Origin of the sequence: Pseudomonas sp. WJP1, assembly GCF_028471945.1 — a bacterium.
GTDB lineage: Bacteria > Pseudomonadota > Gammaproteobacteria > Pseudomonadales > Pseudomonadaceae > Aquipseudomonas.
This window is the reverse complement of the sequence record NZ_CP110128.1, coordinates 2442587-2468792: the sequence shown is the minus strand read 5'-3', so window position 1 is coordinate 2468792 and position 26206 is coordinate 2442587. Positions and strand designations below refer to the sequence as shown.

Below are 26206 nucleotides of genomic sequence, written 5' to 3'. Positions count from 1 at the left end.
AGCGAGCCTGCTCGCGATTGGGTTGGTGCAGTCGATGAAGCGGTTGACTGTTCTGACGCTATCGCGAGCAGGCTCGCTCCCACAGGGTTCTCACAGTTTCAGTGAACCGAGCAATCCACCCAGAAACAGCTCCCCGGCCTCCATCTGACTGATCTCGATGAACTCATCCGGCTTGTGCGCCTGTTCAATCGAACCCGGGCCACAGACCACCACCGGAACATCCAGACGCTGCTTGAACAATCCGCCTTCGGTGCCAAACGAAACCTTTGCAGTACCGGTATCCGGCGCCGCGAAGTTTTTCAAAAAGCGCACCGCTTCGACGCTCGGGTGGGTGTCCAGGCCTGGGTAGACGTTGAGGGTTTCGATCTCGATGGCCGCCACGCTGGAGAGCTTTTTAGCCTCGCGCACGATCACTTCGGCGTGTTCCTGCATCTGCGCCAGGATCTGCTCCAGATTATCCGCCGGCAAGTTGCGTACTTCGAAATCCAGGGTGCACAGGTTAGGCACGATGTTCAGCGCACGGCCACCGCCAATCTGCCCGACATGTACGGTGCTATAAGGCACGTCGTAGTCGGCATCCTGGGCGCCCTGCTCGCGCAGTTGCTGCTGGCTCTGGCGTAGCACCCCGATGAAGTCACTCGCCACGTGAATGGCATTGACCGACAGCGGTGCCAGCGAGGAATGCGCCTCCAGGCCCCGGCAGTAAGTCCGATAGGAGCCCTTGCCCTTATGCCCGAGGACGAATTGCATGTTGGTCGGCTCACCGATCAGGCACAAAAACGGTCGCACCGGCGTAAGGTGCAGCACGTCCAGCAAACGCCGCACGCCGACACAACCGATTTCTTCGTCATGGGACAACGCCAGTTGCAGCGGTCGACTCAGAGAGTGGTCGGCCGCATCGAGCATCGCGTCGATGGCCAGTGCGATAAATCCCTTCATGTCGCAACTGCCACGACCGTAAATCCTGCCGTTCTGTACCGTCGCCTCAAATGCAGGAAAGGTCCAGGCTTGCCCCTCGGCCGGTACTACGTCGGTGTGCCCGGACAGCAGAATCCCCGGCAACTCCTTGGGACCGGTGCTGGCGAACAGGTTGGCCTTCTTCCCGGTTTGGTCCTTGACGATCAGCGACTCGATGCCTTTGGTCAGCAGCAGGTCGCGCACGTATTCGATCAGGGCCATGTTCGACTCACAAGAGACGGTGTCGAAGGCCATCAAACGTTTGAGAATATCCAATACACGGGGTTTCATGAGGCCTTGCTCCGTAGTTCGGCAAAATGGGCGAACCGGCGTATGGAGAACGGCTCAATCAACGTGCTGGTGCTGCCGGTGCTGATCAGTTCAGCCATCACGTCGCCGACGCCCGGGCCGAGCTGGAAGCCGTGACCGCAGAATCCGAACGCGTAGAACAAGCCATCGACGGTGCCGCTGGTGCCCATGATCGGCAGGGAGTCAGGCAGATAACTTTCGATACCGCTCCAGACCCGGATGATGTTCAGCTTCTCGGAGCCGGGCAGCAGGCGGCGCATTTGATGGATCTGGTTGAGGATGCTGCGCGGCTCAACGTAGGCCCGGCGATTGAGCATGTCCGGTTTGCTGCGATAACCACCACCGATGACGATATTGCCTCGCGTGATCTGCCGGAAGTAAATCACCTCCTCCGGGATCTTGGTGTACACGCCAATCACCGTCGGCAAGGCGTAAGGCACAGGCTCAGTCACCGCCATTTGCGGGCCGTGGGTGTCCAGCGGCACCGGTTCGCCGAATTGTTCGGACAGTTTCTGCCCCCACGCACCGGCGGTGATCAGCAACTGAGCGGCGCTGAATTGACGACCATCGGTGGTGGTCACGCTGAACTCGCCGCCAACCTTCTGCACCTCGGCCACTTCCGTCTGTTCTTCGATGCGTGCTCCGAGACGCCGCGCCGCCCGGGCAAACGCCGGAGCCGCAAGTCGCGGGTTAGCGTGACCATCGTGGGGTGCATAGGAGCCACCCTTCACGTCCGGCCCAAGGAACGGAAAGCGTTTGTGCAACTCGGCGCCGCGATAGATTTTCAGGTCCAGTTGCGCCGCTTCCGGTGCGGCGGCGTAGGCCTCCAACTCAACAATTTCGTCTTCGCGATAACACACACGCATGTGGCCGCTGGCGATGAACTCCAGGTCATCGTCGATCAGTTCCGGCAAACGTTTCCACAACGCCCAGGAACGGTTGGCCAATTCCAGTTGCCCCAGGTAGCGGCCCTGGCGCCGGACGTTGCCGAAGTTCACACCGCTGGCGTACTGACCGATCTGGTCACGCTCCAGCAGGGTCACCGAGTGTCCACGCCGGCGCAGGAAAAAGGCCGACGCCGCGCCCATGATGCCGCCGCCGATAATCAGGACATCGCTTTTTTGCGGTTTCATGAGGGCTCCTCAATGATGGTCATCGGCAAGGGTTTGACCGGGGCCTGCCCCCGTTGCCGACCGACCTGTTGCACGCTGACGCCAGCGGCGGCGGCAATCACCTCGGCCCCGGCCTGGGAGCAGTAACGGCCTTGGCAGCGGCCCATGCCGACCCGGCTGAACGCTTTGGCCCGGTTAACCTCGCAGGCACCCTTTTCGCTGACGGTACGGCGCAGTTCACCGGCGCTGATCATCTCGCAGCGGCAAATGATGGCGCTGTCGGGCAAGGCCTTGGCTTGTTCGGCAGGCCAGGGAAACGCCTGGGCCAGGCCGAGGCGAAACTGGTCCATCACCGCCAACGCCTGGCGTTGTTCGTCACGCAGGCCTGCGTTCACCGGTTGCTGCAGATCTTCCAGCAATGCCATCGCCACGAGGCGACCGGCATGTTCGGCAGCGTCGGCACCGCGAATCTTCGAGCCGTCACCGGCGGCATACACACCGTTGACCGTGGTCCGACCTTCTTCATCCACCGACAGCCACCATTGGCCAGACGCGTCGTCGAAGCGCATGCGGCAACCGGCCAGATCCGCCAACTGGGTTTCCGGGCGCAAGTGGTAACCGAGGGCCACAGCATCGCACTGCACATTCAACGTCTCGCCACGGGCGGTCAGTACGCGCACGCCGCTGACCCCGCTGGCCGCATCGCCCTGCACTTGCTGCGGTTTAATGCCCAAGTGCACTGGAATCTTCGCCTGATACAGCTGCGCCAGCAGTTTCATCCCGGTGAACAGCACCCCGGGGCGCGCCAGCAATTTTGGCAACGCACCGATACGCTTGCTCAGCGGCGAAGTGTCGAGCACCGCCGCCACATTGGCGCCCGCCTTGAGGTACTGAGTGGCGACCAGATACAGCAACGGACCGCTGCCGATGAACACCACACTGTGACCAATCGAAACCGCCTGGGACTTAAGCGCAATCTGCGCGCCCCCAAGGCTGTAGGTGCCCGCCAACTGCCACCCGTCAATCGGCATCAAGCGGTCGGTGGCTCCGGTGCACAGGATCAGCGCGTCGTAATCCACCGTCGAGTGGTGGCCCTGGCTGACGCAATGCAGTTGCCCTGGCGTCAGGTTCCACACCAAGGTGTTCGGGCGATAGTCGATACGCTCGCGCAAGCGGTCGAAGCTTTCGTGCAGGTTTCGGGCCTTGGTGGCTTCGGTGCCGTACAGTGCGCTGTAGTCCCGGGTGAAGCCCTCCGGTTGACGCCGGTAGATCTGCCCGCCATCGCGGCGATTTTCTTCGATCAAAATAGGCTTGATGCCAGCCGTCAGCAGGGTCTCGGCACAGCGAATACCGGCCGGCCCGGCTCCGACGATGACAACTTTCCTGGAACTCAACCGCGCAGTGGCCATGTCGCCTCCGGTTGTGTGGTGACGATATCCAGCCCTTCACGGACTTCGTTGGAGCACGCCCGCAGGCGTTCGCCACTGCGGGTCCAGACCCAGCAATCCTGGCATGCGCCCATCAGGCAGAAACCAGCACGCCGACCTGAATCAAACTCTGACTGACGCAACACGTTGCCCTGGGTCAGCAACGCCACCATCAGGGTGTCACCTTGCAGCGCCTCGATGGGCGCGCCGTCGACCCTCAAGCTGACGGTCGGTCGACCCTGCTCCGCCAACCTCACAAAACGCCCTTTCATGCGTAGGCTCCCTGAGTCATGGTGATCAGATCCTGCTGGGTTTTCAGCAATTCGGCGCTATCGTGGTGACAGAGGATTTCACTGCCGCCGTCGACGATCCGTCGGTTCGGGGCGACTCGATTACACAGGCCATCAACACGCACCGGACAACGACTGAGGAAAGTGCAGAGTTCCGACACGTTGGCTTTCGGGCCAATTGACGGCAACTCGCCGCAGCTGGTCCCACAGTTTTCCAGCCAGCCCTGGCGCAGTTCCGGCACCGAATGGATCAAAAGATCCGTGTATGGATGGAACGGTGCCTGGGTAAACGACTGGCGGCTGCCCGCCTCGACTTTGCGACCGCTGTACATCACCACAATGTCGTCGCACAGGGCCCGCACGGTGGAAATGTCATGGCTGATGAACAGGTACGAAACCCCCAGTTGCTGACGCAGGTCGCGCAGCAGTTCGAGAATCGCGGCACCGACGACGGTATCCAGCGCCGAGGTCACCTCATCGCAGAGGATCAGATCCGGTTTGGCGGCCAGCGCCCGGGCCAGATTGACCCGTTGTTTTTGCCCGCCGGACAGTTCGTTTGGACGGCGCTCGGCCAAGGTCCGGGGCAAGCGCACCAGATCCAGCAGCTCGCCGATACGCTCACGCAACGCCGCGCCCTTGAGGCCGAAATACATCTTCAGCGGCCGGCTCAGAATGGTGCTGATGCTGTGCATCGGGTTGAGCGCGGTGTCGGCGTTCTGAAAGACCATCTGGATGCGGCGGAACTGGTCGTCAGTGCGCTCGGACAGGCAGCCACCCAGTGGCTGGCCATCGAAGGTCAAGCCACCCAACGCAGGCGTCAACAAGCCCGCCACCACTCGCGCCAGGGTCGATTTGCCCGAGCCCGACTCACCGATCACGCCGATGGCCTGGCCCCGGCGCACAGTCAGGTCGATGTCTTCCAGTACACGGATCGACGGCATGCCTTGTGCGTTCTTGTTGCCGTAGCCGGCGGTCAGGCTCTTGATGGTCAGCAGCGGTTCGTCTTCAGCGACACCGCAGGGAGGACGAATCGTCGTGTCCGGCCGCGCGGCGGCCAGCAGGCTGCGGGTGTATTCGTGGGCCGGGCCTTTGAGCAGCGGCGCGGTCGCGCTCTGTTCGAAAATCTGGCCACCGTTGAGCACGACGACCTGATCGGCCATTTGCGCGACGACTGCCAGGTCGTGGGAGACGTAGACCGCTGTCGCCCCACGCTCCCGAACCACACGTTTGAAGGCACGCAGCACGTCGATCTGGGTGGTCACGTCAAGGGCGGTGGTTGGCTCGTCGAGCACCACCAGCAACGGATCGCTGATTAGTGCCATGGCCGCCATCACCCGTTGCAACTGCCCGCCAGAGACCTGGTGCGGGTAGCGCTGACCGATGTTGTCCGGGTCCGGTAAGGCCAGGTCACGGAACAATTCGACGGCCTTGGCTTCGAGCACGACGCGGGTGCCCAGGCCATGAATCAACGCCCCTTCCACCACTTGATCGATCAGTTTCTTCGCCGGGTTGAACGCCGCCGCCGCGCTTTGCGCGATGTACGACACCCGATTACCGCGCAGCCCCTGCAATTGTTGCTCACTCAGCGCGAGCATGTTGTGCTCGCCGACCTGGACCACGCCGCCAGATAACCGGCAACCACGCCGGGCATAACCCAGCAACGCCAGTGCGATGGTGGTCTTGCCGGAACCGGACTCACCGATCAACGCCAGGACTTCACCTTTTTTCAGGGCGAAGCTCACGCCTTTGACGATTTCCGTTTCACCGCGCTCACCACACGCGACCACGCGCAGGTCTTGGACTCGAATCAATTCACTCATTTCAATGGCCTCCCGTACGGCGACTACGTCGGGACGACAGTCTGTCGATAAACAGATTCACACCGATGGTCAGGGTGCCGATGGCCAGGGCCGGGATCACGATGGCTGGCGCCCCCTGGTTCAAGCCGCCGATGTTTTCCCGCACCAGCGAACCGAGGTCCGCATCGGGCGGTTGCACACCGAGGCCAAGAAAACTCATGCCACTGAGCAGCAACACGATGAAACCAAAGCGCAGGCCCAGGTCAGTCAGCACCGGGTTGAGCATATTGGGCAAGATTTCCACGCAAGCGATGTACAACCGGCGCTCGCCACGTGTGCGAGCGACTTGTACGTACTCCAGGGTTTCGATATTCACTGCCATGCTGCGGGCGATGCGGAACGCGCCGGGGGTGAAACTCAGCACAGCGGTACAGACCAACAAGGTCACGGAAGATCCGAAGGCGGAGACCATGATCAGCGCCAGCATCTTGCTCGGGATCGAGATAAAGGCATCCATCAAGCGACTGATGACTTCGTCCAGCCATTTGGGCGAAACCACCGACAGCAGCGCGCAACCGGTGCCCAAGCCACTGGCCAACACTGCCGCAATCAATGCCAGGCCAACAGTGAAGCGTGCGCCGACGAGAACGCGACTGAGCATGTCGCGCCCCAGGTAGTCGGTGCCAAACGGGTAAAGGGCACTGATGTTGTCAAAGACATTGTCGGAGACCACTTCGCCCACCGGGTGCGGCGCCAGCAACGGCCCGAAGATCGCCACCAGCAACCAGATGACACAGGTTGCAGCCCCGATCAGACCCAGCCAGGCCGGACCATGTGACACCTTGCCAACCGACAGGTCGGGTGTCGCAGGCGTCGATTTAACAATGAGATTGTTCATTGGTTTCTCAGCCTCGGATTGGACAGAATCGCGCACAGGTCGGCAATCAGCACCAACCCCAGGTACGCCGTGCAGAACAGCATGGTGCAGGCCTGCACCAGCGCCATGTCACGGTTGGTAACGGCATCGACCATCAAACTGGCGATGCCGGGATAGTTGAAGATTGTCTCGACGATGACCACCCCACCCAGCAGGTACGACAGGCTCAAGGCGATCGCATTGGCAATCGGCCCGATTGCGTTAGGCAAGGCATGGGTCAGCACGATGCGCATTGGGCTTATGCCTTTGAGCCGGGCCATTTCCACATAAGGGCTGTCGAGTTGATCGATCACCGCCGCCCGAGTCATGCGGGCCATTTGCGCAACGATGACGCAGCACAAAGTCATCACCGGCAAGGCATAAGTGCGCATGAATTGCCAGGGTGAAGTGATGTCGCTGGCATAGGACAGCGCCGACAACCAGCCCAGATTCACCGCAAAAATCAGCACCGCCAGAGTCGCCACCAGAAACTCCGGGACGGCGACCATGGCCAGGGTGAAGAAGCTCAGGAAGCTGTCAATGCGCCCACCGCGCCCCATTGCCGAGCCGATGCCCAGAATCAGCGCCACCGGAACCGATACCAGCGCCGTGGCGGCCGCCAGCATCAGGGTGTTGGGCACTCGGCCGGCCATCAACTCGCCGACCGGCATGGCGTTGGACACCGACTGGCCCATGTCGCCGCTGAGCAGGTTCATCAACCAGTGGAGGTAACGCACCACACCGGGCTGATCGAGCCCCAGTTTCAGGCGCAGTGCCGCCACCTGTTCCGGCGTGGCGAACTGCCCGAGGGATTGTTGCGCTGCGTCCCCGGGAAGCACTGCCGTGATCGCAAACACGACCATCGACACGATCAACAAAGTCACGACCGCGGCGCCCAGACGCCGGCCGATCAACCACAGCGTGTTGCTATTCATCGCCTACCCTCCTGCACTGTCCCTGACGTACTACCTGACCACCATCAAGCGTCCAGCCAGACCTGCTCGGCGAACATGTAGCCCATGAAGCCACCCAGCGGGTTGCTGCCGTAGCCTTTGATGCGCTGGTCGACACCGTCGATGTTGCTGATGAAAACCGGCACGCCGATACCGCTGTGGTCATGCACCAGAGCCTGCATGTCCGCGTACATCTTGCTGCGTTTGGCGTCGTCGGTTTCTGCGCGGGCGAGCATCAGCAGCTGGTCGAACTGATCGTTCTGCCAACCGGATTCGTTCCATGGCGCCTTCGACTGGAAGAACTGCGAGAACATCACGTCGGCGTTCGGCCGCGGGTTGATGTTGCCGAAGCTCAGCGGGTGCTTCATCCAGTGGTTGGACCAGTAGCCGTCGCTCGGCAAGCGGTTGACGTCAAGCTTGAGGCCGGCCTGCTTCGCCGATTGCTGCAGCAGCACCGCGATGTCCACCGAACCGGTGGCCGCTGGTGACGCCACCACCGGCATGCTGATGCTTTCCATACCGGCCTTCTTCAGCAGGAACTTGGCTTTTTCCGGGTCATAGACTCTTTGCGGCAGGTCAGCGTTGTAGTAACGCGAGCCGGGTGCAATCGGGTGATCGTTACCGACGACGGCAAAGCCACGGAACACAGCGGATTTGACCTGTTCGCGGTCCAGCAGGTACTTCATGGCCTGGGTGAATTCCGCACTTTTGCCCGGCATCTGATCCTGGCGGATGATCAAGTCTGTGTAGTTGCCCGATGGTGCATCGACGACCCGGTGCTTGGCGCTGGCCTTGATCCGGTTGGTGGAACGCGGGTTGACCTCGTTGATCATATGCACGTCGCCGGATAGCAACGCGTTGACTCGCGACGGTTCGTCGGCAATCGCGATGAACTCGATCTCGTCGAGATACGGCAGGCCCGGTTTCCAGTAGCCGGTGTTGCGCGCGGCAACCGAACGTACGCCCGGTTTGAATTCCTTGACCTTGAACGGCCCGGTGCCGATGCCCTGATTGAAGTCGGTGGTGCCTTCAGGAACGATCAGCAAGTGCGACACGGCAAGGATCGACGGCAGCTCGGAGTTCGGCGCGCTCAGGCGGATCTGTACCTCGTTGGTGCCCGTAGCCTTGATCTCGGTGAACTGCTCCATCAGCGGCATGATCTTGGAACCGGTCAGAGGGTCCTTGTGTCGCGACAACGAGAACACCACGTCAGCGGCGCTCAGGGTTTTGCCATTGTGGAAGGTCACGTCCTTGCGCAAGGTGATGGTCCACAGCGTGGCATCGGTGTTGTCGATGCGCTCGGCCAGCTCCAGTTGCGGCACCAGATGGCTGTCGAAACGGGTCAGGCCGTTGTAGAACATGAAGTGGCGCGCGTAGTCGGTGGACAGCGCGCCTTTGGCTGGATCGAGGGTGTCAGCGGTGGAGCTGGACATGCCGGCGACACGAATTCGCCCACCCGGCTTGCCTTTGCCGGGGGCAGCCGCTTCGTCGGCGAACAGCTTGCCGGCGGCACCAAACAGGCTACCTGCTCCCGCGGCGGCGACACCCGCCACACCGAGCATTTGCAGCGCGCTGCGGCGTGACATGCCGCGATTGAGGCCTTCGAATACTCGCAGGCTTTCTTGGCCGGAGATCAGTTTGGAGTCGTTATTGTTGTCTGTCATATCGGTTGTACCTGTCGAAAATAAGAAGGCTCGAGTGTCCCGGTTGACCGGAACGTCCTGGGAACGTAGACGACGGTGACGCCACAACATCAACTCAATGCAGATAGTCCTGGAAACGGTAATAGGCGCCCACGAAAGGCAGGAACCACGGTTTGCCGAAATGACCGGGGATCGCCGGCCAGTCGAGTTCGCGCCATGGGTTGGCCTCGACTTTCCCACCCATCACTTCGGCCATGACCTGGCCCATGTGCACAGACATCTGCACCCCATGGCCGCTGTAACCCATGGAGTGATAGACACCGCCGTGCTGGCCGGCCCGGGGCAAACGGTCGGACGTCATGTCCACCAACCCACCCCAGCAATAATCTATTTTCACGTTGGCCAACTGCGGGAACATCTGCGCCATAGCCGCTTGCAGCACTTTGCCGCTCTTGGCGTCGTTGACGCTGTCGGACATGGCAAACCGCGCACGGCCGCCGAACAGCAAGCGGTTGTCCGGCGTCAGGCGGAAGTAGTTGCCGATCATGCGGCTGGTGACATAGGCACGATGTCCTGGCAGCAACTGGTCAATCAGCGATTGGGGAAGCACTTCGGTTGCGATTACGAAACTGCCCACCGGCACGATCCGCCGCCGATACCAGCCCAGACCTCCGTGCTGACAGGCACCGGTAGCCAGCAATACTTGCCCGGCGTGCAGCGAACCCTTGCTGGTGTTGACCTGATAACCGCCGGCCCGGGCTTTCCAGTCCAGCACCGAGGTGCCCTGGTGGATCAGCGCGCCGTGACGCACCGCCGCTTCAGCCAAGCCGACGCCAAAACGCCCGACGTGCATCTGCACGCCGTTGCGTTGCAGCAAACCACCGTGGAACTGCGCCGAATTGACTTCGGCGCGGGTCTGGTCGGCGGACAACAACTCGACATCGGCATCGACTTCCCGGCGAATCAATTCGTACGTCCGTGCCAGGCCTTCGTAGTGCATCGGCTTGGCGGCCAACTTCAGCTTGCCGTTGCGGATCAGATCGCAGGCGATCTGCTCCTGCTGCACCAGCGATACCACACTCTGCACCGCGCTTTCATAGGCCTGATAATAGGCCCGCGCCTTGTCGGCACCGAGGCTGGCACTGAGGCCGGCGTAATCCTGGGCGACGCCGGTGTTGCACTGACCACCGTTGCGGCCCGAGGCCTCACCGATCACCCGCCCGGCTTCCAGCACCACGACACTGGCGCCCTTGAGGGCTAACGCCCGAGCCGCCGCCAACCCGGTGAAACCACCACCGACGATGGCCACGTCGACCTGCCCGGGCAATGCACCGAGCTGTGCACCGGTGAAGGCCGGTGCGGTGTCGAGCCAGTAGGATTCACTGCCCATGTTTAATCCGCCTATGCCAATGAAGATGCCGTTACAGACCGACCAGCGCTGCCAGCCCACCGATGTCAGTGATCTGCTGGTAGCCGTAGAAGTCATTGGCCGGAACTTCGTGACCACGGGCGACGAAGGCCTTGTTCTTGATCTTCATGTCGTGTGCCGGCATCAGGTCGTAACGGAAGCTGGAGGATACATGCAAGATGTCCTCCGGACCGCAGTTAAGGTTGTCGAGCATGTATTCGAACGCAGCCAGCCGCGGCTTGTAGGCCTGGGCCTGTTCGGCGGTGAAGACCTTATGGAATGGCGCGCCAAGCTTGTCGACGTTGGACATGATCTGGCTGTCACTGGCGTTGGAGAAAATCACCAAAGGGATCTTGTCGGCGATTTTCGACAGGCCGGCCGGCACGTCCGGGTGCGGGCCCCAGGTTGGCACGGCGTCGTAATAGAGTTGGCCTTCCTCGCGGTATTCAATCCCCCAGCGCTTGCAAGTGCGCGCCAAGGCAGTCTTGAGAATTTCGTCGTAGGGCATCCAGTCACCCATGACCTGGTCCAGACGATAGGCCGAGAAATCCTTGACGAACTGATCCATTTGCTCCGGTGGAACGCGATCAGCAAACAGCTCGCGCGTCATCGTGCCCATGTGGAAATTGGTCAGCGTACCGTAGCAGTCGAACGTAATGAATTTGGGGCGAAGAAAGCTCATTGAGTGCGTTCCTGAAGTTCGTTGAGGTCATTGGCGCGACAAGCATTTGCCTGGTTTGCGTGGCAGCGATGAAACGCTGCAGCACACCGCCATTACAACACCGTGAAATCAGCAGATGGCGTTAAAAGTCATCTTCGTTCGATACAAATAACCGTTTTAGCCATTCCCCTCAGCAGACTTTGCGGTGCGCTCCAACCTTGGGCAAACCCCTTATTTATGCGCACCTATGGACCTTTATTAGCCTGCGCGGACTGCGTATACCGCCTTTGCCCGCAGAAACTGCGCCGCACGGAAGCTTCCCCATCGGTTCATGCGGTGCTCGCCTGCCTCCCTCTGAACTGAAGCTGTTCATGGCACATTCCACCCTAAGTCGGTGAGTCTCAGGTTTAGCCTTTTATAGGGTTAAAAAGACCCAAGCATTTGCTGCCGACCTCAGGCGGCAATTAAGTAGTAAGTGTGGTCTTGTGGCCTGTGCTTCGCGGAATCTGCCGAATATTCCATCCCCTCTTGTCAGGCTTTCAAACAGATGGGATACAGGCGTCACCACGCCGGAAAACCGGCCGCTCGCGCACACTCTTTATCGGAGACTCGCCATGTCCGCACCGCTTCCCTCTTACGTCTATCGCGCCATGAGCAGCGCCGACCTGCCTGCTGCCCACGCACTGTCCGTACAGTTGAAGTGGCCCCATCGGCTCGACGACTGGGCCATGCTGCAACGGGTCAGCAACGGCTTTGTAGTGCTCGATGGTCAGCGTCTGATCGGTACGGCCTTCGCCTGTCCCCAAGGTGAGTACACCACCATTGGCCTGGTGATCGTCAGCGACGATTACCAAGGCAAGGGCATCGGTCGCAAACTCATGGAACTCGCGCTTGAGGCCTGCCAGTCAAGCACCCCGATGTTGAACGCGACCCTGGCCGGGGCACCACTTTATGCCAGCCAGGGGTTTGTCGAATTCGGCCGAATTCAGCAGCATCAGGGCCAGGCGCAAGCGCCCGTGGCTGCGCCATTGGCAGACGGTGAAGAATGCCGCCCGCTGCGCGAAGTGGATCAGGCGCGGGTGCTGGAACTGGCCAACGCCGGCAGCGGACTGGACCGGCAAGCAGTGCTCAGCGAGCTATTCGCTGTCGTCGAGCATTCGGTGGGCATTGTGCGCGACGGCCAGGCGCATGCTTTCGCCCTAATGCGTCCGTTCGGCCGTGGTCGTTGCATCGGCCCGGTGATCGCCGAAAACCTCGAGCAGGCCCAACACCTGATCGCAGTGCTGCTGGCCCAGGTACCGGACGCCTTTGTGCGCATCGATATTCCGGCCGATTGTGGTCTGGCCGATTGGCTGGAGTCGGCCGGACTCAAAAAGGTCGACACCGTGGCGCAGATGGCCCGCGGCACCCCCCCCAAAGCGGCCAACGGTGTACGGCAGTTTGCACTGGTCACTCAAGCCATCGGCTGAGCATTTGGCTTGCCCCGATTTTCACGACCCTACTCCCTCATTCAAATGGAGTGTCACCCGCATGCCCCAACCTACTGTTTTGCTATTGGCTCGCGCCGATGGCAGCCGCGTCGTCACGCCTTTCAAACAACTGCCATTGAGTGCGGCCGATCCATTCACGGACGGTCGCAAGGTCGCTTGGTCAGGGACTGACGGTGTGTCCGCCGGCATCGTCGACGCAGGTGAAATAGTTGATATCGAGGATTTCCCGCACACCGAAGTGATGGTGGTCCACTCCGGCCACGTGACGCTGAAAACCCAAGAACAGACGCTGGAACTGTCTCTCGGCACCAGTGCGGTAATCGGTCGCGGCACAGCCTTGCGGATCGAAGCTCGGGTTGGCACCCAGTGGGCGTTTTGTGCCATGACCACCGCAGCGCCAACACCCGGCCTGACCCTGCTCGACCCGCTGGCGATCCTGTCGCCTTCAGCAGAACCGGAGCCACAGATACTGATTGGCCCGACACCGCAATGCCGGTCACGTAATACCTTCGAAGATGCCGCAACCAATCTGCGCGTCGGCGTCTGGGATTCGACACCTTACGAACGTCACGGCCGAGGACACAAACTCAATGAGCTGATGCATTTGATCGAAGGCAGCGTGGCTTTACTGGCACCTGACGGATCGAATGTGACCGTTGATACCGGGGACACTGTGTTCGTGCCACAAGGTGCGCCATGCGCATGGAAAAGCACGCGCTATGTGCGCAAAGTCTATGCCGTTAAATAGCCTCGGTTGATCATTGAAGATCATCTTGCAGAGCGGACTGCTGAGGGCCCCGCTGCACGTTCTCGCGAATGATGAAGTCATAGGCCTGACAGATGTCCAGACCACTTTCGGCCAGCGAAACGATTCCGAGGACATCATCCGCAGCGCCTGCACGTGTGGCACCCGGAATTGCCACGCCGCACTTGCTTCGAGCACTCGGCAATCCACAACCACCGCTTCGATTTTGATTCCCTGATTCTGGTTGGCGAAAAAAACAATATTGAATACTGAGCCGGGTGGTGACTTCGACCGGTTCCAGTGGTCGCCGGCCCAGCTCCGGGAGGTTGTCAGCGACGTGCTGCTCGGCCAGAAGGTGACGCCATGATCACCCTCGCCTGGTTCGCCTACGTGTACTGCTACAAGGGGCCGGGGTAAGGCCGAGAATTTCACTTGTTCCTCTGTAGCCATCCAATCAGCAACAACGTGCACCCTGAGACTAAAAAGGCAAAAGCCAAGTAACCGACACTTCGACCCCAAAGTAGTTGGTTCAGGCAAACGCCGAGTCCAACAATCACCATTGGTACCCCGGAAATGAACACCATGTTTCGAAAAACCTTATGCATCACTACCCCCTACTCAAGATCTAATTCATTAAAGCATAAGCCTGCCATTGATCGGCGGGCGAGGATATCGCTATGCCTCTCGAAAACATGCCCGTGATGAAGGGCATCAATATCAAATCGATACCCATGCGCTTGCTCATCCCATACGAAGAGCAGGCACTTCGCAATCACAGCCAATCTCTGCAGCGCCTTGCCAAACGGGGTGGTATGGACTCCACCGAGATTCTCGGGATGGTGTGAGGACTGCGTTGGAGCCGACTCAGGTGAGACCGGACGACGAAGCCGAACTCATCAAGTGGGTTGCCAGCGAAACCTATCCACCTTCTGCCACAACACGCGGCATGGAGCATCCTGTGAAAAAAGAACTGATCAAGATCAGCGATTTTCAGCGCCGGCGCTGGGGCGGAGGCGGCACTCCGCTCTGCCCGCAGGCAATTCGCAACCACATCCGGAACGGAACGGTGCCCGGCGAGCAGATCGGCAAACTCTGGTACGTTGACTGGGCCGCGTTCAGCCGCTCGATTTAGGTGGAATGAAGCCCATCTATGCCATTGCTCAAGCGAGGGAAAGCAAAAAAAGGCCGGCACCGAGATCCGAACCAAAAAAGGCCCATGACAAAAAACGCTCATGGGCCAAGGAGGAAACCGAGTGTTGAATCAGTCGCTATCGTGAGCTGCTTCCCACCTCTTCCCCGCCACCCAGCGCCTTGTACAGTGAAACCAGGTTGTTGATGCGCAACAACTTGGTCAGTACCAGCGTCTGCTGGGCACTGTAGAGGTTGCGCTGGGAATCCAGAGCGTTCAGGTAGGTGTCCACGCCTTCCTGATAACGGCTTTCAGCCAGGCGATAGCTGCGGGCATTGGCCTGGACCAATTGGCTTTCAGCCTTGACCTGGATGTCGAGTGACTCGCGCGCGACCAAGCTATCGGACACCTCCCGAAACGCCACCTGAATAGCCTTCTGGTAATTGGCCACCTCGATCGACGCTTGCACCTTGGCGACATCGAGATTGGCCTGATTGCGTCCGTAGTTGAAAATCGGCAGGTTGATCGACGGCACAAACGTCCAGGCACCCTGCCCGCCTGCAAACAGCTGACCGAGATCGGCGCTGGCGGAACCGGTCGATGCGGTCAGTTGTATGCTCGGAAAGAATGCAGCCCTTGCCGCACCAATGTTGGCATTGGCTGCTTTCAAGGCGTGTTCGGCGGCGAGGATGTCCGGTCGCCAGGTCAACAGATCGGACGGAAGGCCCACCGCCAGGTCGCTCTCCACATTCAAGGCATCAAGCTGGACGGCCGAGAATAAGGGTGCCGACAACGGCTTGCCCACCAGCAGCACCAACGCATTCTTGTCCTGCTCCACGGCCCTGGAGAATTGCGCCTGACTGGCCTCAGCCGTGCGCACCGTACTCTCTGCCTGACTCAAGTCCAGTTCGGTGGCGACGTCCATGCGGTAACTGTTGCGAACCAGCTCATAACTACTCTGCTGGCTCGCCAACGTCTGCCGGGCAATCGCCAACAGTTGCTGGTCAGCCTGTAACTGGTAATACGCCGTCGCGACCTGGGCAATCAGGGCCAGCCTGACACTGCGCTGCGCCTCGATACTGCCCAGGTAGCTTTCCAGGGCCTGCTGTTTGAGGCTGTCGACCCGACCAAAGAAATCCAGTTCATAGGCGGTAAACCCGATGCCGGCATTGTATTGATGGCTGGTGCCGGTCGAACCGCTGGTTGCCACGTCACCAGGCAAGCGCTGGGCCGTGCCGGATCCGGAGCCGTCGATGGAAGGCAGCGTTTGCGAACGGGTGATCCGGTACTGCGCCTGGGCTTTCTCGATGTTCAGCGCCGCCACGCGCACATCGCGGTTATTGTCCAACGCTTGCGTAATCAACTGGCGTAAAGGTTCATCATGGAAAAAGGCCTGCCAGGTCACCCGATCCCCACCGGTTGCCCGCTTTTCGACAGGCGTCGTCCAGGCACTGTCCACCGGCGCCTCGGGCCGCTGATAGTCGGGAATCAGCGAGCAGCCGCCCACACTCATCAGGACCAATGAAAGCGCAGCATTGCGACGAAACGTTTTCATGCTCGCTCTCCTTCAGGCATTTCCACCGGGCCAGGTTTTTTGGGGGCGAACAGCCGGCAGATCACCACGTAAAACATCGGCACGAAAAAGACCGCCAGGAACGTCGCCGTGATCATCCCGCCGATGACGCCAGTGCCGATCGAGTGCTGGCTGCCTGAGCCGGCGCCATTGGAAATAGCCAGGGGCAATACACCGAGCATGAATGCCAGCGACGTCATGATGATTGGCCGCAAGCGCAGGCGCGCAGCCTCCACCGCGGCTTCCACCAGGGGTTTTCCATGCTCTTCGTGCAAGGCCTTGGCGAACTCGACGATGAGAATCGCGTTTTTCGCCGACAACCCCACGGTGGTCAGCAGTCCGACCTGGAAAAACACGTCATTGGACAGCCCCCGCATCAGCGTCGCCAACACAGCGCCGATCACACCCAGGGGCACGACCATGATCACCGATACCGGCACCGACCAACTCTCATAGAGCGCGGCCAGGCACAGGAAAACGATCAATACCGAAATGGCGTACAGCGCCGGCGCCTGCGAACCGGAGAGGCGCTCCTCATAGGAAATACCGGTGAACTGCACACCGAGGCCGTCAGGCAGTTGCTTGACGATCCGTTCCACCGCCTGCATCGCGTCTCCGGAGCTGTAGCCGTTCGCCGGCTCGCCCATGATTTCCACCGCGGGAATACCGTTGTAGCGCTCAAGTTTCGGTGAGCCGTAAGTCCAGTAGCCACTGGCAAACGACGAGAATTTCACCATCTCGCCACGGGCATTGCGCACGTACCACTTCTCGAAATCTTCAGGAGAGATCCTCGAATCGATTTCGCCTTGCACGTACACCTTCTTGACCCGACCTCGATCAATGAAGTCATTCACATAGGCAGAACCCCACGCCGTACTCATGGTGTTGTTGATGTCGCTGATACTGACCTGCAGCGCACGGGCCTTTTCGTTGTCGATGACCACCTGATACTGCGGTTCGTCATTCAATCCGTTGGGCCGCACATTCATCAGCACAGGGTCTCGGGCAGCCAGTTCCAGGAACTGGTTACGCGCCGCCATCAGGGTCTCGTGGCCCAGGCCCGTACGATCCTGGAGGAACATGTCGAAGCCTTTGGCGTTACCCATTTCCAGGATGGCAGGGGGTACGATGGCGATCGCCGTACCGTCCTTGATTTGCGAAATACGCGCCTGCAAACGCTGGGTGAAGGAAAAGATCGAGGTGTCGTTCCCTTCCCGCTCTTCCCAGGGCTTCAAGCCGATGAACAACATGCCGGAGTTCTGCCCGCGCCCCGCAAAGTTGAAGCCGTTGACCGTGTACGCCGACTCCAGGACGTCACCTTCATGCTCCATCAGGTAGCCGCGTATTTCATCGAGCACCGCTTGGGTTCTGCCGGCGCTGGTATTGGGCGGCATCTGCACCTGGACCACCATCGTGCCTTGATCCTCGTCCGGCAGGAACGCCGTTGGAATCTGTGGAAACAGCCAGGCCATGGCACCGACGATCAGCAGGTAAATCACCAGGAACAACCCTTTGCGCCGGGCGATGGTTGCCACACCGTTTTTATAGCGCTCGGCACCGCGATCGAAGCTGCGGTTGAACCAGCCAAAGAAGCCTTTCTTGTGATGGTGATCGGCATCGATGGGCTTGAGAATGGTTGCGCACAAGGCCGGGGTAAACACCAGCGCCACCAGTACCGAGAGCGCCATGGCCGACACAATGGTGACCGAGAACTGCCGATAGATGATGCCGGTCGCGCCGCCGAAGAAGGCCATCGGTACAAACACCGCGCTCAACACCAGCGCAATGCCTACCAGTGCGCCCTGGATCTGCACCATGGATTTGCGTGTGGCCTCCCTGGGTGACAAGCCCTCTTCGGACATCACCCGCTCGACGTTCTCCACCACGACAATGGCGTCGTCCACCAGCAGGCCAATCGCCAACACCATGCCGAACATTGTCAGCGTATTGATGGTGAAGCCAAAGGCCGCGAGGATGCCGAACGTCCCCAGCAATACCACCGGCACAGCCAGGGTCGGAATCAGCGTGGCGCGGATGTTCTGCATGAACAGGTACATCACCAGGAACACCAGCAGGATGCCCTCGAACAGTGTCTTCACGACCTCGTGAATGGACGCGCCCACCACCGGCGAGGTGTCATACGGGAACACCACCTTCAAGCCTTTGGGAAAGTACGGTTCCAGTTCGGCGACGGTTTGCCGCACGCCTTTGACCGTATCCAGCAAGTTGGCACCGGTTGCCAGGCGCAATGCCAGTGCGGCGGCAGGCTTGCCGTTGTAGGTGCCGGAGATCGAGAAGTTTTCGGAGCCGAGACCCACCTGCGCCACGTCTTTGACCCGCACTTGTGAACCATCCGGATTGACCTTGAGCAGGATCTCGCGGAACTCCTCGGCGGTTTTCATTCGCGACTTCCCGAGAATCGTCGCGTTCAGCTGCACCCCTTTATGGGTGGGCAATCCGCCGAGCGAGCCAGAGGAAATCTGCACGTTTTCCGCTTGTACCGCGTCGATGACATCCTGGGACGTCAATTGGTAGCTGTTGAGTTTTTGAGGATCAACCCAAATGCGCATGGCGTACTGGGCACCCAGCATCAGGAAGTCACCGACGCCCTTGGTGCGGGTGATCGGGTCCTTCATGTTGGAGACGATGTAGTTGCCGATGTCGAAGTCATCCATGGATCCGTCTTCGGAATAGAGCCCAACGATCAGCATGAAATTGACCTGATATTTGGCGACCCGCAGCCCTTGCTTCTGCACCTCTTGCGGCAGGAGCGGTGTCGCCAGTTGCAGTTTGTTCTGCACTTGCACCTGGGCAATGTCGGCATTGGTGCCCTGATCGAAGGTCACGATGATGTTGGTGCTGCCATCGCTGTTACTTTCCGAAGATAGATAACGCAGGCCATCCAGGTTGTTGAGTTGCTGCTCGATCACCTGCACCACGGTGTCTTGCACCGTTTGCGCCGATGCACCCGGGTAAGTCACGGTGATGATCACCGCCGGGGCGGCAATGTTCGGGTACTGGTTGACCGGCAGTTTGAGGATCGACAACGCGCCGGCGAGCATGATCACGATAGCGATCACCCAGGCGAAAATCGGCCGGTTGATAAAGAAGTTAGCCATAGGTATTACCTTGAGCGTGAGCGGCGCAAGCGCTACTCGGTGGCGCTGACCACAGCGGAGTTGGCGTCGAGATTTTTTGCGGGGACGGGATTGATCGACATGCCGGGCCTGGCCAGTTGCACGCCCTCGGTGATTACCCGGTCGCCCGCCTTCAGGCCGGATTCGATCAGCCATTTGTTGCCCAGGGTGCGCTGGGTCTTGACCTCCCGCAGCTCGGCCTTGTTTTCAGCACCGATCACCAGCGCAGTAGCCTGGCCTTTGAGGTCGCGGGTGATGCCTTGTTGCGGTACCAGGATCGCTCGCTGGCGCACACCTTCGGTGAGGCGGGCATGGACGAACATGCCCGGCAGCAGAATGCCGTTCGGGTTGGCAAACGCAGCGCGCAAGGTGACAGCTCCGGTGCCCGGGTCGACCGTCACCTCGGAAAACTTCAGCGCACCCGGCAACTCGTAGGCCGAGCCATCTTCGAGCGTGAGCTGGATCTGCACCTGGTCCGGCCCGGCCATGGTCAACTGACCCGACGCCATTTCGCGTCGCAGCTTGAGCATTTCAGTGGAGGCCTGGGTCACGTCGACGTAGATCGGGTCCAGTTGATTGATCGACGCCAGTGCATCGACCTGACCCGTGGTGACCAACGCCCCTTCGGTGATGTTCGAGCGACTGATGCGCCCGCTGATCGGCGCCAGAACGCGGGTGTACTCCAGATTGATCCGGGCCATCTTCAACTCCGCCGCGGCCTGCCTGAAATTGGCGTCGGCATCGTCGTATTGCTGGCGACTGATTGCCTTGCTCTCCACCAAACGCTTGTAGCGTTCAGCCAGGTTACGCGTGGTGTCGAGGTTCGCCTGGGCCTTTTCGACGGCCGCCTGGTAACTGGCGGGGTCGATCTGATAGAGCTGCTGACCTTTGCTGACCTGCGCGCCCTCGTTGAAAAAACGCTTCTGGATGATCCCGCTGACCTGCGGTCGGACCTCGGCCACGCGATAGGCGCTGGTTCGTCCCGGAAGATCACTGCTGAGCAGGACATCTTCATTCTGGAGGGTCACGACCCCGACGTCGGGCACCTTATGGACCACGGTGTCCTGTGGTTCCTGGCAGCCAGCCACGATCAACGCGGCCAGCGGCAGCGCGTAGCCAAGGCGCCGGGAGGGTCTGAAATTCATTTGATACTCCTTTGAAAGCTCGCCCAACGCCTTGCATTGCACGAGGCAGGCAAGGGGATTGGCAGTCGAGAGGGGTTGATCACATAACGAGTGACCCGCAATGCGATGCGATGTATCGTAATGCGATCCACATCGTGGTGCAAGCACCCGCATTGCGGTACACCCCCGTCCAGCCTGTAAACTGCTGCAGGGCTTCAGCCCACAAACCAGGCGCGCCGGTCTCGAGGTAGGAAATGAGTGAGTCGAAAGAAAAAAACGAAATGGACGAAAGTCGCAGCGGCGGGATTCAGGTCATCGCCCGTGCCTGTTCAGTGATGCGCGTGTTGGGTAGCCATCCGCGAGGCTTGAGCCTGGGGGCGATTGCCCAGGAAGTCGGGTTGGCGCGTTCAACCGTGCAACGGATCGTCAGCGCCCTGGAATCCGAGGCCATGGTTGAACCCATTCGTCCCGGCAGCGGATTTCGCCTCGGCCCGGCCCTCGCTCAGCTGATTCACCAGACCCACACCGACATCATCTCGATCGCCCGCAAGTCCCTTGAGGAGTTGTCACAGGAGCTGAACGAGAGCGTCACCCTGTCGTGCATCAGCGGACAGCAGACCAATGTCATTGACCGGGTTATCGCCGAGCGCGAATTGCGCGTGGTGTTCCCCATGGGCCGTTCGATGCCGATGCACGCGACAGCGGACGGCAAAGTGCTGCTCTCGACCTTGAGCGACGAACAGATCCTGGAAGTATTGGGCCAATCCCCGGAAAAACTGACGGACTCGACCCATGGCATCCAATCGCTGCTTAGCGAAATGGTGTCGATACGTGAAAGCGGTTTTGCCACCGATCACCAGGAACACACGGTGGGCATCAGTGCCTGCAGCATCCTGATCCCGACGTTCATGGGCCCCCACGCCGTCGCCGTCGTGGCACCCACCTCACGCTTTCAGATGCGCGCCGAAGAATTCCGCCAGGCACTGGAGGCCTGCCGAGCCTCGATTTCCAGGCTGGCGGGCGAATATTGATGAGAAATGACACATTCCTGCCACCGTCGAGGCGTTGATCTCCCCCTTGCAGGAAAAAACATCAGCCCTGAATCAAGAGTGCGTGCTTGAGCACCGAGTCGGTGGTGGTCTGGTAGTGAGCGGCCAGTAGCTCGCACGCCGTGTCGATGTCCTTGGCCAGGGCGGCATCCATCAGTTGTCGATGCTCATGGGGCACATCGCGCTTGGCGCTGTCGGCGTAGTGCATCGACAGGAAGCGATAGCGCGCGGTTTGATCCCGCAGGGACGCACACAGGCGCAGCAATGTTGGCGAGTTGCAGCTTGAGATAAGCGCCTGATGGAACAGTTCATGAGCGTTTTCCCATTCCGGTTTGAGCAAGCGCTCAGGGCCTTCGACGATGGTCAGGCGGTCAAGCCGGTGATGGGCGGCAAGCACGCGACTCTCCCACTCCACGTCCCCTTGGCGAATGGAGTCAGCCAGGGCTTTGCACTCGATATGCAGCCGTGCGGCCGTGATGTCGGCGATTTCCGCTGCGGAAATCTGCCCGACGCTGAAGCCCTTCTGATCCGCCGCCGAGACGAAACCGCTGCTGGCCAGGCGCGACAAGGCTTCGCGCAGTGGAATCACCCCCACATCGTAGGCCTCGGCCAGCTCCTTGAGACGCAGGCGACTGCCCGGTGCCAGTTGGCCATTGATGATGTCCTGGCGAATCCGGGCTTCGAGTTGCGAGGCCATGGTGCGCTTTTCAGCGGGTTCCGAAGATTGCCAGTTGATCAGGGGGGAATTCACGGTTGACTCCTTTTTACGCGTTGTCTGCTCGAATCATACACAGATCGAGAAATTTCTCATATTTGGAAAAATATATATTTTTTGTTGACGATATATTTTATTGGGCCTAGCTTAGTGACTACGCGGTCGGCTGCCCTTCCACACCGACCCCTTTCAAGCCAACAAGAGAAACCGTCATGCGCTACGTTCGCTTCTTGAATCAAGGTCAACCTGTCCTGGGTGTCGTCACCACCGAAGGTGTGCGTGTACTGGGCGCCGAATCCCTTGAGTCGCTGCTGGCCCGCGGCGTCGACCTGACCACTCACGGCGCCAGTGCCAACGGTGCGCTGGTCGAGATCGCCGAAGACGCTTACCTGCCACTGATGGCGCGCCCGACCAAGATCGTGTGTGTGGGCCTGAACTACGCCGACCACACCAAGGAGTCGCCGTACGCCCAGCCAAGCTACCCGACCCTGTTCCCGCGCTGGAACTCCAGCCTGACCGCCCACAACAAACCGCTGATTCGCCCGCGTGTTTCCGACACCCTCGACTACGAAGGCGAAATGGCCGTAGTCCTCAAAAGCGGTGGTCGTCACATTCGCAAGGAAGATGCACTGCAACACGTCGCCGGCTACGCCTTGTTCAACGAAGGGTCGGTGCGTGACTACCAGTTCATTTCGCCGCAATGGACGGTCGGCAAGAACTTCGATGACACCGGCGCGTTCGGGCCGGTACTGGTGACGGCCGACGAACTGCCAGCTGGCGGCAAGGGCCTGCTGCTGGAAACCCGCGTCAATGGCAAGGTCGTACAATCGGCCAACACCGACGACATGCTGTTCGACGTGGCCACCATCATCTCGACGCTCAGTGAAGCGGTGACCCTGGAAGCCGGTGACGTGATTGTCAGCGGAACCCCGGCCGGCGTCGGTTTCGGCATGAATCCGAAGGTCTACCTGAAGGCTGGCGATATCGTCGAAGTGTCCATCGAGGGCATCGGCAAGCTGGTCAACCCGGTGGTCGACGAAGCCTGACAACACCGTTTGAAATGTGGCGCAGGGCCGCCCCCAGGCCCTGCGTGCAATAACTACAATAATTAAAAATGGAGGCAATCATGAGCGTGTCCCATGGTGTGCATTCAATTGATCATTACGCGCTGAACGTTCCGTCCCTGGACGAAGCCTGCCAATTCTTTGAAAGCTTCGGCCTGGATGTAGAGCATGGCGCGGACCAACTCCTGCTGCGGGCGGCCGATGGGCATGTGTGGGCGAAAATCCTCCCGGCCGCTTCCAAGTCCATGGCGTACCTGAGCTTCAACTGCTACGAACAGGACTTCGCCGCGCTACGCCAGCAGATCGAAGCCGCCGGTGGGCGCTTTGAAGATCGCCCAGGCGCCGGCATCTGGTTCCGCGATCCGGACGGCAATCTGTTGCAGGTCAAGGTCGGCGACAAAACCATGCCCGACCAGAAGACCGCCCACCACAGCAGCGATACACCGGCCAATCGCCGTGGCGCAACGACGCGCGATGGCCTGGCGCAAGTTCGCCCTCGGCGTTTGTCCCACGTGCTGTTGTTCACCCCGGACGTGCTCGGCGCCCTGCATTTCTATGAACAGGCGCTGGGGCTGAAGCTCTCCGACAAGTCGATGGACATCATCGCCTTCAGTCACGCCTCCCACGGCTGCGATCATCATTTGGTAGCGTTCGCCAAGAGCAGTGCCAAGGGCTGGCACCACGCAGCCTGGGAAGTCGACAGCATTGACGAAGTCGGTGCCGGCGCCTCGCAGATGGCCGCGGCTGGCCACACCAAAGGCTGGGGCACGGGTCGTCATTGCCTGGGCTCGAACTACTTCCACTATGTGCAGGACCCATGGGGCTCCTTCTGCGAGTACTCGGCCGATATGGATTACATCAGCGAAGGCAGCGAATGGCCCGCTGGCGACTACCCGCCCGAGAACTCCCTGTACCTGTGGGGCCCGGACGTCCCGGACAACTTCATTTTCAACACTGAAGCGGGCACTCCGGCACCGTCCTGAGTCTGCCTGCCCCTCCAAGACACCTGGAATTCCTGCATGGCGCGAGTCCTCCTGATCGCGCTACGGGCCCGGCCACGTCCGGAAATCATTGAGAAGTACACGAGGCACAGTCATGAATCAGCACACCACAGTCGATGTTGCCATCGCCGGTTACGGTCCTGTAGGCCAGACCCTGGCCATTCTGTTGGGCCAGATGGGTTACACGGTCGCCGTCTTCGAGCGCTGGCCAGCGCTCTACCCGCTCCCGCGCGCCGTTTTCTACGATCATGAAATTCGCCGTGTATTCCTCTCCATGGGGCTGGGTGAAGAGCTTGAAAAAATCTCCCAGCCGTCGGCGCGCTACCAGTGGTTCAACGCCGACTGGAAGGTACTGGTAGAGATCGACTGGTCGGCCGAGTCCATTAGCGATGGCCCCTTCGGCTACCTGTTCAACCAGCCGTCGCTGGAGGCCATCCTCGACCGCAAAGCCAAAAGCATCGGCAACGTGCAGATCCATCAGGGCTGGGAAGCCACTGCGCTCAAGCAGGACGCCACAGGCTGCGACATGGTGCTCAACCGGGTGATTCGTGAAGACGGCAAGTTCTCGCTGGGCGAAGAACAGCAAAGCGTCCGCGCTCGTTATGTCATCGGCGCTGACGGCGCCAACAGCTTCGTACGACAATCGCTGGGCATTGAATGGCAAGACCTGGGTTTCCAGGAAGACTGGCTGGTGGTCGACCTGCAACCCAAGCCCGGCGTGGAACTGGATGTGCCGGACATCGGCCAGTGGTGCAACCCCGAGCGCCCGACCACCATGGTCCCCGGCGGGCCCGGTTATCGGCGCTGGGAGTTCATGCGCCTGCCCCACGAAACCCTCGAAGACCTGCAAGACACCGACAAGGTCTGGTCGCTGCTGTCGCGCTGGGTCACTCCGGACACCGCGGACCTGGTGCGCCACGCGGTCTATCAGTTCCGCTCGCGCATTGCCTCCAACTGGAACAGCGGCCGGGTGATGCTGGCCGGTGACGCCGCCCACGTGATGCCGCCGTTCATGGGCCAGGGCATGTGCTCAGGCATTCGCGATGCGTGGAATCTGTCCTGGCGCCTGGACCTGCTGCTGCGGGGCCTGGCCGACAACAGCCTTCTGGACAGCTACACCCTGGAGCGCAAACCGCAGATTCGCGCGGTGATCGAAGCCTCCATGGCCATGGGCAAAGTGGTCTGCGTGTCTGACCCCGTGAAAGCCGCCGAGCGTGACGCGGCGTATTTGAGCGGCAACGTTGCACCACTGCCGCCGTTCCCCGGTCTGACCGATGGACTTTTGCAAGAGGACGGTCAATTGCGCGGCATTCTCGGGGTACACGGCTCGATTGAAATCGATGGCCAGGTCAGTCGCTACGACGATGTCATCGGACGCGGTTTCCATCTGTTGGTGCGCGGTGACGAAGACCCGTTGGCGCTGCTCGATGCGCAGCAGTTGGGCTTCATCCGCGACTACGGCCTGCAAGTGGTTCGGCTTGCGCCGGTCTCTGACAGTGCCAAGGGCATTTACCGCGACGTCTCCGGCAAATACTTACAGTTCATGGCCGAGGCCGGCCTCAAGGTCCTGCTGGTGCGCCCGGACTACTACTGCTACGGCGGGGTGGCCGAGCTGTCGGCGCTGCCCAAACTGCTCAATTCCCTGCGCCAGCAATTGCAGCAAAACGCCGTCGTCAATGAGGCCAGGGCCTGCCACGTCTGATA

22 protein-coding genes and 1 pseudogene are annotated in these 26206 nt (G+C 60.4%); 8 read left to right on the top strand and 15 right to left on the bottom strand.

Features of this window, described 5'->3' with window-relative positions; all coding sequences use genetic code 11:
- Positions 1-90: 90 nt before the first annotated feature.
- From argE to OH720_RS11170, 10 genes are all read right to left on the bottom strand, one after another.
- Positions 91-1248 carry an acetylornithine deacetylase gene (argE, locus tag OH720_RS11215; RefSeq protein ID WP_272605650.1) on the bottom strand — a complete coding sequence of 386 codons (1158 nt, stop codon included), beginning with the start codon at positions 1246-1248 and terminating at the stop codon, positions 91-93.
- Entirely contained in the window at positions 1245-2399 is a 1155-nt protein-coding gene (locus OH720_RS11210; RefSeq protein ID WP_272605649.1) for an NAD(P)/FAD-dependent oxidoreductase, read from the bottom strand. The genes argE and OH720_RS11210 overlap by 4 nt, the downstream gene beginning before the upstream one ends.
- Positions 2396-3787, bottom strand: coding sequence for an FAD/NAD(P)-dependent oxidoreductase (locus tag OH720_RS11205; protein WP_272605648.1), 1392 nt, complete (start codon positions 3785-3787; stop codon positions 2396-2398). Before OH720_RS11205 ends, OH720_RS11210 begins: the two co-directional genes overlap by 4 nt.
- Entirely contained in the window at positions 3769-4077 is a 309-nt protein-coding gene (locus tag OH720_RS11200) for a (2Fe-2S)-binding protein (RefSeq protein ID WP_272605647.1), read from the bottom strand. The genes OH720_RS11205 and OH720_RS11200 overlap by 19 nt, the downstream gene beginning before the upstream one ends.
- Positions 4074-5915 (bottom strand): ABC transporter ATP-binding protein, encoded by a 1842-nt coding sequence (locus tag OH720_RS11195; RefSeq protein WP_272605646.1) that lies wholly within the window; start codon positions 5913-5915, stop codon positions 4074-4076. The genes OH720_RS11200 and OH720_RS11195 overlap by 4 nt, the downstream gene beginning before the upstream one ends.
- Before the next feature lies 1 nt (position 5916).
- Positions 5917-6792, bottom strand: a complete 876-nt coding sequence (locus OH720_RS11190; RefSeq protein WP_008054858.1) for an ABC transporter permease — start codon at positions 6790-6792, stop codon at positions 5917-5919.
- Entirely contained in the window at positions 6789-7745 is a 957-nt protein-coding gene (locus OH720_RS11185; protein WP_008054857.1) for an ABC transporter permease, read from the bottom strand. The genes OH720_RS11190 and OH720_RS11185 overlap by 4 nt, the downstream gene beginning before the upstream one ends.
- A 44-nt stretch (positions 7746-7789) precedes the next feature.
- Entirely contained in the window at positions 7790-9427 is a 1638-nt protein-coding gene (locus tag OH720_RS11180; RefSeq protein ID WP_272605645.1) for an ABC transporter substrate-binding protein, read from the bottom strand.
- A 94-nt stretch (positions 9428-9521) separates the two neighbouring features.
- Positions 9522-10796: an NAD(P)/FAD-dependent oxidoreductase gene (locus tag OH720_RS11175; RefSeq protein WP_272605644.1), complete on the bottom strand. Its 1275-nt coding sequence runs from the start codon at positions 10794-10796 to the stop codon at positions 9522-9524.
- A 31-nt stretch (positions 10797-10827) separates the two neighbouring features.
- Complete coding sequence (locus OH720_RS11170; RefSeq protein WP_272605643.1) at positions 10828-11496, bottom strand: haloacid dehalogenase type II; 669 nt, start codon at positions 11494-11496, stop codon at positions 10828-10830.
- A gap of 593 nt (positions 11497-12089) precedes the next feature.
- Between OH720_RS11170 and OH720_RS11165 the strand changes: the two genes are divergently transcribed.
- Both OH720_RS11165 and OH720_RS11160 read left to right on the top strand, forming a co-directional pair.
- Positions 12090-12944 (top strand): GNAT family N-acetyltransferase, encoded by an 855-nt coding sequence (locus tag OH720_RS11165; protein WP_272605642.1) that lies wholly within the window; start codon positions 12090-12092, stop codon positions 12942-12944.
- A gap of 61 nt (positions 12945-13005) precedes the next feature.
- Entirely contained in the window at positions 13006-13713 is a 708-nt protein-coding gene (locus OH720_RS11160; RefSeq protein ID WP_272605641.1) for a cupin domain-containing protein, read from the top strand.
- Between the two features lie 46 nt (positions 13714-13759).
- Here the strand turns inward: OH720_RS11160 and OH720_RS11155 are convergent.
- Positions 13760-13855 (bottom strand): annotated as a pseudogene (locus tag OH720_RS11155) (LysR family transcriptional regulator); the annotation flags it as partial.
- A gap of 532 nt (positions 13856-14387) precedes the next feature.
- On the opposite strand from OH720_RS11155, the gene OH720_RS11150 reads away from it, so the two are divergent.
- Both OH720_RS11150 and OH720_RS11145 read left to right on the top strand, forming a co-directional pair.
- Positions 14388-14555 (top strand): hypothetical protein, encoded by a 168-nt coding sequence (locus OH720_RS11150; protein ID WP_272605640.1) that lies wholly within the window; start codon positions 14388-14390, stop codon positions 14553-14555.
- A gap of 23 nt (positions 14556-14578) precedes the next feature.
- The gene (locus tag OH720_RS11145; protein WP_272606549.1) at positions 14579-14842 is read left to right on the top strand and encodes a hypothetical protein; all 264 of its coding nucleotides are present in this window, start codon (positions 14579-14581) and stop codon (positions 14840-14842) included.
- A 136-nt stretch (positions 14843-14978) separates the two neighbouring features.
- On the opposite strand, the gene OH720_RS11140 is transcribed toward OH720_RS11145, so the two are convergent.
- Genes OH720_RS11140 through OH720_RS11130 form a run of 3 tightly spaced genes read right to left on the bottom strand, consistent with a single transcriptional unit; the run spans position 14979 to position 20694 of the window.
- Positions 14979-16394 carry an efflux transporter outer membrane subunit gene (locus tag OH720_RS11140; RefSeq protein ID WP_272605639.1) on the bottom strand — a complete coding sequence of 472 codons (1416 nt, stop codon included), beginning with the start codon at positions 16392-16394 and terminating at the stop codon, positions 14979-14981.
- A complete protein-coding gene (locus OH720_RS11135; protein WP_272605638.1) occupies positions 16391-19531 on the bottom strand; it encodes an efflux RND transporter permease subunit in 3141 nt (1046 codons plus the stop codon). Before OH720_RS11135 ends, OH720_RS11140 begins: the two co-directional genes overlap by 4 nt.
- Before the next feature lie 32 nt (positions 19532-19563).
- Positions 19564-20694: an efflux RND transporter periplasmic adaptor subunit gene (locus OH720_RS11130; RefSeq protein ID WP_272605637.1), complete on the bottom strand. Its 1131-nt coding sequence runs from the start codon at positions 20692-20694 to the stop codon at positions 19564-19566.
- A 233-nt stretch (positions 20695-20927) separates the two neighbouring features.
- On the opposite strand from OH720_RS11130, the gene OH720_RS11125 reads away from it, so the two are divergent.
- The gene (locus OH720_RS11125; protein ID WP_272605636.1) at positions 20928-21704 is read left to right on the top strand and encodes an IclR family transcriptional regulator; all 777 of its coding nucleotides are present in this window, start codon (positions 20928-20930) and stop codon (positions 21702-21704) included.
- 61 nt (positions 21705-21765) lie between these two features.
- On the opposite strand, the gene OH720_RS11120 is transcribed toward OH720_RS11125, so the two are convergent.
- Positions 21766-22473 carry a GntR family transcriptional regulator gene (locus OH720_RS11120; RefSeq protein ID WP_272605635.1) on the bottom strand — a complete coding sequence of 236 codons (708 nt, stop codon included), beginning with the start codon at positions 22471-22473 and terminating at the stop codon, positions 21766-21768.
- Between the two features lie 176 nt (positions 22474-22649).
- Between OH720_RS11120 and OH720_RS11115 the strand changes: the two genes are divergently transcribed.
- The 3 genes from OH720_RS11115 to mhpA all read left to right on the top strand — a co-directional run bounded on the left by OH720_RS11115 (position 22650) and on the right by mhpA (position 26204).
- A complete protein-coding gene (locus OH720_RS11115) occupies positions 22650-23483 on the top strand; it encodes a fumarylacetoacetate hydrolase family protein (RefSeq protein WP_272605634.1) in 834 nt (277 codons plus the stop codon).
- An 80-nt stretch (positions 23484-23563) separates the two neighbouring features.
- Complete coding sequence (locus OH720_RS11110; protein WP_272605633.1) at positions 23564-24484, top strand: VOC family protein; 921 nt, start codon at positions 23564-23566, stop codon at positions 24482-24484.
- Positions 24485-24596: 112 nt separating this feature from the next.
- Positions 24597-26204, top strand: a complete 1608-nt coding sequence (gene mhpA / locus OH720_RS11105) for a bifunctional 3-(3-hydroxy-phenyl)propionate/3-hydroxycinnamic acid hydroxylase MhpA (RefSeq protein WP_272605632.1) — start codon at positions 24597-24599, stop codon at positions 26202-26204.
- Positions 26205-26206 lie beyond the last annotated feature (2 nt).

Coding starts and splice junctions, on each gene's coding strand:
- argE (WP_272605650.1), bottom strand. CDS start 1,248: ATGAAACCCCGTGTATTGGATATTCTCAAACGTTTGATGGCCTTCGAC.
- OH720_RS11210 (WP_272605649.1), bottom strand. CDS start 2,399: ATGAAACCGCAAAAAAGCGATGTCCTGATTATCGGCGGCGGCATCATG.
- OH720_RS11205 (WP_272605648.1), bottom strand. CDS start 3,787: ATGGCCACTGCGCGGTTGAGTTCCAGGAAAGTTGTCATCGTCGGAGCC.
- OH720_RS11200 (WP_272605647.1), bottom strand. CDS start 4,077: ATGAAAGGGCGTTTTGTGAGGTTGGCGGAGCAGGGTCGACCGACCGTC.
- OH720_RS11195 (WP_272605646.1), bottom strand. CDS start 5,915: ATGAGTGAATTGATTCGAGTCCAAGACCTGCGCGTGGTCGCGTGTGGT.
- OH720_RS11190 (WP_008054858.1), bottom strand. CDS start 6,792: ATGAACAATCTCATTGTTAAATCGACGCCTGCGACACCCGACCTGTCG.
- OH720_RS11185 (WP_008054857.1), bottom strand. CDS start 7,745: ATGAATAGCAACACGCTGTGGTTGATCGGCCGGCGTCTGGGCGCCGCG.
- OH720_RS11180 (WP_272605645.1), bottom strand. CDS start 9,427: ATGACAGACAACAATAACGACTCCAAACTGATCTCCGGCCAAGAAAGC.
- OH720_RS11175 (WP_272605644.1), bottom strand. CDS start 10,796: ATGGGCAGTGAATCCTACTGGCTCGACACCGCACCGGCCTTCACCGGT.
- OH720_RS11170 (WP_272605643.1), bottom strand. CDS start 11,496: ATGAGCTTTCTTCGCCCCAAATTCATTACGTTCGACTGCTACGGTACG.
- OH720_RS11165 (WP_272605642.1), top strand. CDS start 12,090: ATGTCCGCACCGCTTCCCTCTTACGTCTATCGCGCCATGAGCAGCGCC.
- OH720_RS11160 (WP_272605641.1), top strand. CDS start 13,006: ATGCCCCAACCTACTGTTTTGCTATTGGCTCGCGCCGATGGCAGCCGC.
- OH720_RS11150 (WP_272605640.1), top strand. CDS start 14,388: ATGCCTCTCGAAAACATGCCCGTGATGAAGGGCATCAATATCAAATCG.
- OH720_RS11140 (WP_272605639.1), bottom strand. CDS start 16,394: ATGAAAACGTTTCGTCGCAATGCTGCGCTTTCATTGGTCCTGATGAGT.
- OH720_RS11135 (WP_272605638.1), bottom strand. CDS start 19,531: ATGGCTAACTTCTTTATCAACCGGCCGATTTTCGCCTGGGTGATCGCT.
- OH720_RS11130 (WP_272605637.1), bottom strand. CDS start 20,694: ATGAATTTCAGACCCTCCCGGCGCCTTGGCTACGCGCTGCCGCTGGCC.
- OH720_RS11125 (WP_272605636.1), top strand. CDS start 20,928: ATGAGTGAGTCGAAAGAAAAAAACGAAATGGACGAAAGTCGCAGCGGC.
- OH720_RS11115 (WP_272605634.1), top strand. CDS start 22,650: ATGCGCTACGTTCGCTTCTTGAATCAAGGTCAACCTGTCCTGGGTGTC.
- OH720_RS11110 (WP_272605633.1), top strand. CDS start 23,564: ATGAGCGTGTCCCATGGTGTGCATTCAATTGATCATTACGCGCTGAAC.
- mhpA (WP_272605632.1), top strand. CDS start 24,597: ATGAATCAGCACACCACAGTCGATGTTGCCATCGCCGGTTACGGTCCT.